This is a genomic window from uncultured Parabacteroides sp., assembly GCF_947855115.1.
Classification (GTDB): domain Bacteria; phylum Bacteroidota; class Bacteroidia; order Bacteroidales; family Tannerellaceae; genus Parabacteroides.
Map to the genome: position 1 here is coordinate 402284 of NZ_CANTZW010000001.1, position 11710 is coordinate 413993.

6 protein-coding genes are annotated in these 11710 nt (G+C 44.6%); 2 read left to right on the forward strand and 4 right to left on the reverse strand.

Annotated elements, in window-relative coordinates; all coding sequences use genetic code 11:
* Positions 1 to 419 precede the first annotated feature (419 nt).
* Together Q0110_RS01610 and Q0110_RS01615 are read left to right on the forward strand one after the other, a co-directional pair.
* Positions 420 to 3608, forward strand: a complete 3189-nt coding sequence (locus Q0110_RS01610; RefSeq protein ID WP_297901330.1) for a TonB-dependent receptor — start codon at positions 420 to 422, stop codon at positions 3606 to 3608.
* A 25-nt stretch (positions 3609 to 3633) separates the two neighbouring features.
* Positions 3634 to 5250: a RagB/SusD family nutrient uptake outer membrane protein gene (locus Q0110_RS01615; RefSeq protein WP_297901332.1), complete on the forward strand. Its 1617-nt coding sequence runs from the start codon at positions 3634 to 3636 to the stop codon at positions 5248 to 5250.
* Between the two features lie 72 nt (positions 5251 to 5322).
* Here the strand turns inward: Q0110_RS01615 and Q0110_RS01620 are convergent, their stop codons facing one another.
* The 4 genes from Q0110_RS01620 to Q0110_RS01635 all read right to left on the reverse strand — a co-directional run.
* A complete protein-coding gene (locus Q0110_RS01620; RefSeq protein ID WP_297901334.1) occupies positions 5323 to 6501 on the reverse strand; it encodes a site-specific integrase in 1179 nt (392 codons plus the stop codon).
* Positions 6502 to 6686: 185 nt separating this feature from the next.
* Positions 6687 to 7187: a lipid-binding protein gene (locus Q0110_RS01625; RefSeq protein WP_297901336.1), complete on the reverse strand. Its 501-nt coding sequence runs from the start codon at positions 7185 to 7187 to the stop codon at positions 6687 to 6689.
* 45 nt (positions 7188 to 7232) lie between these two features.
* Positions 7233 to 8705, reverse strand: a complete 1473-nt coding sequence (locus Q0110_RS01630) for a SusD/RagB family nutrient-binding outer membrane lipoprotein (protein WP_297901339.1) — start codon at positions 8703 to 8705, stop codon at positions 7233 to 7235.
* A 27-nt stretch (positions 8706 to 8732) separates the two neighbouring features.
* Positions 8733 to 11710 (reverse strand): SusC/RagA family TonB-linked outer membrane protein (locus tag Q0110_RS01635; protein ID WP_366139623.1); only part of this gene is annotated, 2978 nt, incomplete at its 5' end.

The window sequence follows — 11710 nt, forward strand, 5'->3', positions numbered from 1 at the left end:
GAGAAAAGAGAGAAAGACCTGGTATCTCATATTAAGTTGACATCGTGCCTGCAACACATATTCCTTTTGTGCGTATTGTGATAAATTAAGATAAAAATAAAATTTTTTCATCTATCAAAAAGGAATAATACTTAGGAGTCGACTTCTTAAAATAGATCATAATAATGTTTATAGAGTTGTCTAAAATGGGGTAGATTGTTTCAAATTGACAATTTTAACAGTTAAGAAAATAAAGAAAATTCACCAAGCTAATAATAAATTATTGTTTTTTCCGACATAATTTATACTTTTGCAACCGTTTTTCATTTAATGGGTATGTCGTAAAACATAAAAATGGAGAGTTCTGCGGGAACTCCGTCTGATAGATCACTCAAATAGAAGAGCATTTTTTAGTGTATAGTTAATAAATAAGTGTGTTTATGAAGAAAAAGTTGACTTCTGTGTTACTATTCCTCGCATTGAGCGCAGGCGTGGTTTCAGCACAGACTTCGAAGGTTACCGGTAAGGTAATCGGAGAAGATGGCGAGCCGGTGATCGGCGCCTCTATTATCGTAAAAGGGACGACTGTGGGAACAGTCACGGATTTTGACGGTAATTTCACCTTGGATGTTCCCAATAACGGACAAGAGTTAGAAATCTCATACGTAGGTATGAAAAAGATGGAGGTGAAGATCGCCCCGAAGATGAACATAACCATGTTGGCCGACTCACAAAACCTTGATGAGGTAGTGGTTACTGCCTATGGAACCTCAACCAAAGGTACTTTCACCGGATCGGCTGCCGTAATGAAAGCAGAGACAATCGAGAAACGTCTGGTATCCAACATCACGAACGCATTATCCGGATCTGTAGCCGGCGTACAAATTCTTAGTGATAACGGACAACCGGGCGAAAGCGCCAAAGTTCGTATCCGCGGCGTAGGCTCTATAAACGCAGGAACAGAACCCCTTTACGTTGTAGATGGCATTCCTTTCGACGGAGAACTGTCATCCATCAACGCCTCAGACATCGAATCGATGACAGTACTGAAAGATGCCGCCTCTACCGCCTTGTATGGTGCCCGCGGAGCGAACGGTATCATCATGATCACTACTAAGAAAGGTAAGAGCGGAAAAGCTCGTGTAAACTTCGATGCCAAATGGGGTGTCAACTCACGTGCCGTAAAGAGCTACGACGTGATGACAGACCCGAACCAATACATGGAAACAGTTTATCAGGCTCTGTACAACGCAGGAATCTACAACTTGGGTTACGACGCAGCAAAGGCTAACGCCTACGCAAATAGCACGATCTTCACGAACTCTGAAGGTGGTTTGGGGTATCAGATGTATACTATCCCTGAAGGAGAGAGCTTATTCGGCATGGACGGAAAGATCAACCCGAACGCCAGACTGGGTTACTCCGACGGACAATATTACTATACGCCGGATAATTGGCAAAACGAGACTTTCAAGAACAAATTGCGCCAGGAATATAACTTAAGTATCTCCGGAGGTAACGAGAAATCTTCTCTTTATTTCTCTTTCGGTTATTTGGATGACCAAGGTATCATCGACGGCTCCGGGTTCAAACGTTTCAGCGGTCGTGTAAACGGCGATTATAAAGTAACAGATTGGTTCAAGGTCGGAGCGAACCTAAGCTATATCAATACAAACAGCCACAACCCGAGCGACCAGGACGGAAATTCAACCGCTTCCTCCGGCAACGCATTCTTGTTGGCAAACAATATCGCCCCGGTCTATCCGATGTATGTGCGCGACACGAACGGTAACATCATGACCAACCAAGGACGCAAGGTATATGACTACGGTGACGGCGTAAGCTCTAACGGAAACCGTTCGTTCATGTCGATCTCCAACCCTGCCGGAGACTTGATTTACAATAAGACTGAATACGCAGCAGACATTGTCAACGCATCTTGGTTCGCAGAGTTAACCCCGGTAAAAGGCTTGACCTTGACCGCTCGTTTCGGTATGAACGTATCCAATACACGCCATAACGAGTTGGGTAATACCTATATGGGACAATCTGCCTCATACGGAGGATCTGCTATGCAGGAGCAATATCGCGACTTTGGTTTCGACCAGCAGTATGTAGGAAACTATCAGTTCTCCGTCAACGACGTGAACCACGTTGACATCACGGTCGGTTACGATGGATACAATTATGAGTATACAAACGTATACGCTTACGGAACAAACCTGTACAACCCGGAGAGTTTCTACATAGGCAACGCAATCGATAACCTGAAAGGTTACGGATATAAGAATACGTACGCCACAAGAGGTTATTTCGGACGTGTCAACTACTCTTACGACGAGAAGTATATCGGTAACGTATCTTACCGCCGCGATGCCTCTTCTCGTTTCGCCCCGGGAAATCGCTGGGGAGACTTCTGGTCTGCCAGCGCCGCTTGGATGATCTCCAAGGAAGACTTCATGCTGGATTTGGAATGGATCAATATGTTAAAGCTGAAAGCTTCTTTCGGTCAGCAAGGTAACGATAACATCCTGTATGATACCGTAGACAATCTGCCGAACTATTATCCGTATCTCGACCAGTTCCGCATGACCGGAGCCAATAGTATCTTCGCCGATGGTTCCTTGAAGTACAAAGGAAACAAGGACATCACGTGGGAGACCTCTACGTCCTACAATATCGGAGCCGAATTCAGCTTGTTCCAGAAACTGAACGGTTCTATCGAGTATTTCGGACGTCGTTCCAGCGACATGCTTTACAATAAGCCGGTAGCAGGTAGCTTGGGTTATACTTACATCCCAATGAACGTAGGAGCTATGACCAACTCCGGTTTCGAGATCGACTTGAATTACAATATCATCAACAACAAGAATGTGACTTGGAACGTAAACTTGAACGCTACGTTCATCAAGAATAAGATCAACGAGTTGCACGAAGACCTGAACGGGGTCATGATCGATGGTAGTCGTATTTATGAGGAAGGACACTCTATGTATCGCATGTACTTGGTGGATTACGCCAGTGTCGACTCTGAGACCGGAGAGGCATTATACTGGGCAAAAGATAAAAACGGACAGGCTATCCAAACCACGGATTATTCCTTGGCAACCAATTATAAGGTAGCTACAGACGATTTGATGCCTACGGTATACGGAGGTATCGGAACAAGCGTAACAGCATACGGATTCGACGCTTCTATCCAACTTGCTTATCAATTGGGAGGCCAGATCTACGATAGCGGATATTTGTCTGTAATGCACAACGGTTATAACTCTTATGCGGGAACCAACTTCCATAAGGATATCTTGAAAGCTTGGACACCGACCAACACGAACACCGATGTTCCTCGTTTGGATTCACAAGACGCATTCACACGTTCTGCGTCTACACGCTGGTTGATTAGCTCGAACTATTTAAGCATCAACAACATCACGGTCGGTTACACACTACCGAAAGAATGGTTGAGCAAGTTGCAGATCGAGAAGTTGCGTATCTATGTCGTAGGAGACAACCTTGGAGTCATTTCCGCACGCAAAGGTTTAGACCCTCGCCAGAGCTATACATCTGCTACAGCCGCCTTGTACGCACCGATCCGAACAATCTCCGGCGGTATTAACTTAACATTTTAATTGACTAAAAAACAAGAGATCGAATATGAAAGCAAAATATATTTTCGTTTCCTGCCTGTTATCTGCGCTCACGTTCACCGGATGCCAGGATATCGATACGTTTCCGGAAGGTGATACGATAACTTCCGACCAGAAAGAGGAAATCTCTGAGCTGGATCCGGAAAAAGCAGAGGCTGGAGTCAACGCTATTTTCACGCAGTTCAGCCAATACATGCCTAACAAGGGCGCACTGGGCGCAGAGCGCCACAACGATATTGGCTACCCGACCATCATGCTCGCGACCGATGCCAATGGTTTCGACGTGGTGAGTGACAATAACGGTTACAACTGGACAGGTTTCAGTATCACTTACGAGGATCGTATCTATACATCTAACGAGTGCCAGATGATATGGAATAATTTATACGGCATCATCTATTCGGCCAACAACGTGGCAAAGTCGATCCCGGAAGAGGCAGACATGACATCCTTGAACAAGCAATACCGGGGACAGGCATTGGCCGCTCGCGCATTCAGCTATTTCATCTTGGCACAGTTGTATCAGTTTAATTATGTAGGCCATCAATCCGACGATTGCGTGCCTTTGATTACAGAAGCGAATATCGACGAGGCAACTCAAAACGGTATGGCGAGAGCTACCGTGGAAGAGGTATATACACAAATCCACGCCGATTTGGATAAGGCTATCGAGTTATTATCCGCGGCAGAGACAGAGGGTATGACTCGTAAAGACCGCCGTTATATCAACTCTTCCGTGGCTTATGGACTGAGAGCGCGTGTCAACCTGACCATGCAAAACTGGAAAGAGGCCGCAGAAGACGCAAAGAAGGCTATCGATACTTCCGACGCTACACCGGCCAGCATCTCGGATGTAAGTAAACCTACATTCTGGAGCATGGATGAGTCTGATTGGATGTGGGGTATCAAAGTAGCGGAAACCGATGAGATCGTAACATCCGGTATCGTAAACTGGCCTTCGCACATGGGTTCGTTGAACTACGGCTACGCAAACTACTCGCAGGGTATGCAGATCAACAAGAAGTTGTATAACAGTATTTCCGACACGGATGTGCGTAAAGGCTGGTGGTTAGACGAGAACAATGAGTCTCCGAACCTGACTACTGCCGAGCAGAAAGAATGGGTGAACACCTATTGCAAGCCCTATACACACGTGAAATTCGGTCCTTATAATAATGTAGTGGGACAATCTACGAACGCTAGCGACATTCCATTGATGCGTATCGAGGAAATGTACCTGATCAAGGCCGAGGCTGAGGCTATGAGCGGAAACACGGGTACCGGCAAGAACACATTAGTAGACTTCGTGAAGACTTATCGTGATCCGGAATATACATGTTCGGCATCTTCCGCATCGGACATCCAAGAGGAAGTATACCGTCAACGCCGTATCGAACTTTGGGGCGAAGGTTTGAGCTGGTATGATATCATGCGCTTGAATAAGAATGTAGATCGTCGTGGCGCAGGTTATCCGAACGCTACATCCGTGTTCAATATCGCAGCCGGTTCCGACATCCTGTTATGGCGTATCCCGGAGAATGAGATCCAGGCAAACAAGGCGTTGGACGCAGACAGTAACAATCCATCTGCCGCAGTACCGACTCCGGTCGCAGACGAAGAATAAAAGAACTCGAATATTCGCAAGAACAACAAGAGGGTATGCCCGGAGGACGGCATGCCCTCTCGTTTTTGATATCTACATACGATAAGCGGTCTCGATCTTTTCCAAATCGCGGACAATCGTCATATCCATGATATTACTGTATATCTCGGTAGTACGGACACTTTTATGCCCCAACAACTTTTGTACGGTAGTGATATTCGCCCCGTTGTATAATAACAAGGTAGCATTCGTATGCCGGGCGGTGTGGAAAGACACTTTCTTATCTATTCCCGCCAGTAGGCTTATCCGGCGTAACTGCTTATTGACATTAGAGTTGGAGGATAACGGCACGCCGAACAAGGTCCTCGGAGAAGAATTCTTATACCGCTCGTAAATAGGCAGAGACTTACCTTCAAACAGAAGAAACAGCGGCAAACGTACACTCACATCGGTCTTTATCGATGAATAAACCAGCCAGACTTTATCGTCTATAATCAAAAAATTATCTTTCGTTATACTTACGATATCCGAGAAACGCAAGCCCGTGTAACAACTGAACAGAAACATATCCAGACACCGGCGAAGCGTACGCAGCCCATCCAGCTTCAGGTTCTCCAAACGGCTCAGCTCCTCTGGAGTCAAATGGGTACGTTTGCTCTCTTGATACTTAATCTTATATTTCCGGAAAGGATATTTATGCAACTCAAACAACTCCTTATTAATCGCCAAGTTGATATATCGCTTCAAGTGCTTCATATGTTTAGCGATCGTATTCCGGTGGTACTCTTGTTTCAACAAGAAATATTCAAAATCGCATAAGAAATTAAAATTAATATCCTTAAATAGAACGTCTTTTTTGTATGATGACAGAATATGTAATGTAGACAGATGGTTTTTCAATGTAGATTCTTTCAAATTACTATGTAATATCTCTTCCCGCATGAAAACAAGGAAAGAGGAAGACGCAGATGTCGAAGAGACCTCCTCACGCAGGTCTTTCAACGAAAAAGCGTTATTCACCTGCCTCTTCTCCAGCTCATCCCTCTCCAACTCCATTACATAATTCTGAAGATACAGGTTTAACGCATCCATATTCGGATGATTCTTAATGGAACGTCTCTTGTTGTCCCATTGACAAGGTTTCACATAAACTTTCGTAGAAAAATACCTCTTTTGCCTATTCAGGTAGGCCTCCACTTGAATCAAAGCTTTTCCTTCCGCATTCAATTGCTTTTTTCGATTAAACACCAAGTTGTAAATTACTTTTTCCATGATACATTTATATATTATCTGATTGTAAACACGAAGGAACAATAATATGTTCTTTATTTCGCAACTAACAAACTAAAAGTTTGTTATCGCAAATTACCAACTAATAAAAACCAGATACCCAGCCATAAAAAAAGCCTGCCAAATATATGGCAGGCTTCTCGCTCTATTCAAGAGATCTAATCGTATCAATAATCTTCGCCTTCCCAACCCGTTTTGCGGAAGCCTTTAACCGTCATTGATTTACCATTCTGAGTCAAAGTAAACTCTATAGCGTCCGCTTTCGTATTGGCTTGAGTTGTATAACCATCCACGGTTACCTTACCCGACACACTGAAAGAAACGGTAGAATTCACGCCATCATCCGCATAAAGCAAATTGGCTATACCATCACCGTCAAAAGATTTAGAAGCCACATCGCAATGAACCTTGCCGCGTACCCCCCAATCGCTTGTCGTATCACCCATTTTTATCCACATTTTATCTGCCGCATCATCGGTCGTATTGTATGTGTTGCAAGTCACGCCTTCCGCTAAGACACTGCCATCCTCACCCGTAACACTAACCACCCATTCGCCGCACAAGGGATAAATGGCCGTGTATTCTATCTCGTAATCACCGTAAGTCTCACAGGAAGAAAAGGTGATCAATGCCAATAAGATAACCAGTAATTTATTTATCTGTTTCATATTCAAAAAGCTTTTCTGATTAATATACATTGTACAACTCCCGTTTTATTTGTGCCACCATTGTTTTTCCGCTAGCGGAACAACCGCAGGAGTATTAGGATTATAGTCTGAAGAAGACTTCGGGTATAATAAACGACGAGGATACTCACCCGGAGCTAATGCTGAACCGATACAAGGAGTCAGTTGCCCCCATATGTATCCTTCCTCATCCACATGTTTTGTCCCTAAAACCGGAATGCCGGTACGATTGATATCAAACCATGCGTCCCATGCCTGGCAACGAGTGGAAGCAATCCATTTCTGGGTCAAAATAGAGGTAAGCATCGAATTCTGGTCCGTGCTATCGAAAGCGTAAGGAGCACCGTCCGAAATAAACTCGGCGGCAGAATATCCCCAACGCTCAAACGCATAACTCACACCTTGCTCATAAGCAGCTTTCGCTTTAGCGACATCATTCAAACGAGCGTAAGCCTCCGCTTGCAGAAACGCAACCTCGGCGGCAGACATGAAATAAACAGGGTCTGTAGGAGATAACTTGGCCACAGAGATCATACGAGTCGTTATAGCTACCGAGTTTGGACGATCGCCATACTTCAACGCCGTAGTCTCGCCGGAACCATCTGTATTAGGTGAATAAAAATCATTCAAGCGAGGATCTTCGTACTTTTTCAAATAATCACAAACCGTAGCGCAAGCACGGATATTCACGGTCGAGTTTAATTTACGGCGGTCATTCTCATACAATGGGTTCGACTTGTTTTCCAGATCTTGGAAACAGTCCATCTTAGCATCCACGTCCAGCAAATCACCCTCATCGAGCAATGCTTTGATAGCGGCTTTATTTGTCTCGAAATCACGCATCAATAATTTAAGCTTCAGACTCTTCGCAAATTTGATCCATTTATTCACATCGCCGGCGAATACTAAATCTTGCTTCGTTACCGCAGGTAAACCTCCGGCGGTAGCTTCCGCTTTCTTGGCGATAATCTCGTCCAACATCGCTAGCAAGCCCGGGTAAACCACCGTTTTGCTATCATCATATTTCGGAGTAGTGTTCTCGTTGCCAAGAAGAGCTTCCGTAAAAGGAATAGAGCCATAAGAGTCTACCAGAATATGATACATAAACGCAGTCATGGTCTTACCCATTACCCAATAGTTCCATTCTTGAGCCGACTCAGAGCTTTTAATAACCAAATCCAAGTCGGGCAACGCTATCGAATAAGGTATAGACCACAGACGAGAGTCTGATGAATTCGTTATCGTATAGTTTACCAGTGTATTATACTGGTTGGATGTATGCCCTTGCGTACATTGTTGAGACCACATACTGCCATATAATTCATAAGTGCCTCCCACGATACTCGCTACCCCTGCAATACCGGAAGGAAGCAAAGTGGAGGAAGAGGCTTCCGTCGGATACTCCGGATTCTGATTAATATCCAAATAATCGGAACAAGCTGTAGTCGCCATTAATAAGCAGCCGACCAATCCTGTATATAATAAATTGTTTCTTTTCATATTACCTTTACTTTTTAAAGTTACTTATCATAATACGACTTTAATACCACCACCGAACGTGCGGTTTGTCGGAGCCGCGCCAAATTCACCAATCTCAGACAAGATGTCATTACCGTAGTTGGTTCCTTCCGGATCTACGTAATTATTCTTCTTCGGAGTCCACATAAACAGGTTACGCCCGATCAAGCTAACTTGAACCATCGAGAACGGAGTTTGTTTCAACCAAGCCTTCGGCAAAGAATAAGAAAGTGTGATCTCCCTTAACTTCAGGTAATCTTTAGGTAGAACCCAATTTCTAAACTGAGCGTAATTGGAGGCGTTATTATAATAGGTGTTGATAGCGCTGGAACCTCCTCCCCAATGTACGATAGGGATATCATTCTCCACGTATTGGCCATTCACGACTTTCACGGAATTAGGAACCACGAACGGCTCACGATTATTAAACACGGTATAAGTAGAGTTTCCCGCAAATGTCAGCAATTGAGAGGTATATGAATAGAATTCACCTCCATTACGCCAGTCTAGCACCGCAGATAAAGTAATGCCTTTCCATGTAAGATGTGTATTAAAACCCATCAAGAAATTAGGGGTAGATGTTCCTACGATCTCTTTTTTGCTCGCGTCGATCGTCGGCATACCGTTATTATCAACGATCACCTTTCCGTCCTCGGTCGTAGCTAAAGCCGGGACTTTAAAAACACCCAGAGGCTGACCCACTTCTGCCACATAGCTCACTTGATAAGAACTATTCAATGTATATTCCGTGACATCATCCCACAATTCCTTCACCTCACTCCAGTTCTTACTGAAAGTAAAGCCTAGCCCCCACTCGAAGTCTTTCGTGCGGACAGGAATACCGTTCACAGCCAACTCGACACCTTGATTCGCTATCTTACCCACGTTGCGGGTCATAGACGTATAGCGAGACTCCGGAGCCAAGCTTGCGGATATGATCTGGTCTTTCGTGTTTTTATTATAATAAGCGGCATCAATATCCAAACGATTGTTAAACAAATGCGTTGTCAAACCGAACTCCCATTCTGTCGTGATCTCCGGGCGAAGATCTGTACTAGGTAAACGGTTATACTCTGTCAAACCCAACGTATTATTAATAGGCAAATATAAATCTCCGAATCCTAGGCTGATTTGTGTCGGCGTAAAATAGCTGCTGGTACGGTAAATCGGGGCATCGTTACCGGTCTGTCCCCAAGCGGCACGTACCTTCAAGAAATTCAGGTAATCAGATTTCAAGTCCTCGAACATATCCGTAAGAATCAAAGAGGTATTCACGCCACCATAGAAAAAGCTATTATTCCCTTGAGGCAGAGTAGAAGACCAGTCATTACGAACAGATGCGTTTACGAACCAGAAATTTTTATATCCAAACTCACCTTGAGCGAACAAACCTATCAAGCGGCGTCTGTCAGAGTAAGTCGTAGTCATAGGCTTATCAACACCATTCGCCAAGTTAAACCATCCCGGTTGCTCCAAGCCATATAGATAAGATTTCAAATAAGAACTCGTCTGCTGGTTCAGGTTCCATCCCAGCATACCACTCAAAGCGATGTCCTCACCGATCTTGTAATCTGCGTTCAAGAAAGCGGTAGCGTCGATCTGTTCTGCCTTGTCACGACGTTCCGTATAAGTACCGGGTTGCTGCTTCTTTCCTCCCAGCTCACTCCAAGAACCCGAGGCAAAAGTCACTTTCTCATTCCATCTTTTCTGGGTAGCGTTCGTAAAGTCACCACCTAAACGTCCTACGGCCTTCAAGCCCTTCATGATCTCGAAAGCAAGCTCGATCTTACCGTAAACACGATCATCTTGATATTTATTGCGGTTATGGTCTAACACCCAATATGGATTTTCCGCGTAAGCGGTATAGAAGTTGTCTGTATTAAAATAGGGATTTGTATAATCTTTCATCGAGCTAATGTCTACATCCACGGCATGTTGTAAAATCTCAGAAAACATCGTCGCACCATCATCTCCCTGACCGGCGGCGGCTTGCGTTATGTCTTTACGGACATAATTTAAGTTCAACTCCGCAGAGAAGCGTTTATATTTCATGTTTCCTCTTAACGAGATCGTATTACGAGCGTATGAATCCGCATCACCCGGCAATACACCATCAGACTTTACGTTACCATAAGAAGCGACAAAACCCAGTTTATCGTTACCCATACGAATCGAGACATTATTGTTCGTCTCAAAGCCGGTCTCATAAAAATTACGAAGATTGTTTTTCACATAAGAGAAAGGCTTAGAAAGCGGGGTTAATAAGCCTTCCGAACCGTCCGAGTAAGCTCCCCAGATATGTTCGCGCCCGTCCAAGACCGGTCCCCAAGAGCCATTCTCCATAGGTCCGAAAGATCCCCAACCTTGTCCGAAACGATCTTGCGTCTGAGGGACACGTAATACGTTAGATCCCATAAAAGAACCATCGTATGTAATAGAAAGTCTCTCTGCCCCGGCCCGTTTCGTTGTCACCATAATAACACCATTGGCAGCCCGGCTACCGTAAAGAGCGGTAGCGGAAGCACCCTTCAAGACCGTCACGGACTCAACATCCTCCGGGTTTATGTCATTAGCTTGGTTTCCAAAGTCTACAGAGTTAGAAAAAGAATCCTCACCCTGGAAATCATTCATAATAGGCACACCATCCACGACGTACAATGGTTGGTTGGCGCTAAAAGAACTGATACCGCGTACAATTACTTTCTGTGAAGAACCTGTAGCTCCACCGCTGGTAATATTCAAGCCTGCGACCTTACCGGTTAAGCCTGCCATCATTGATCCGGACTTAGCCGCATTCAAATCTTCACTTTTTACAGTAGAGGCTGCATACCCCAAAGCCTTTTCCTGCTTTTTCATACCGATCGCAGTTACTACCACCTCCTCAAGATTCTGAGTTCCTGATTGAAGAACTACTCGTAAGACATCTTGTACCGGAACTTCACGGGCAATCATACCCACATAAGAGATAACCAGAGTCTTCGCGGAAC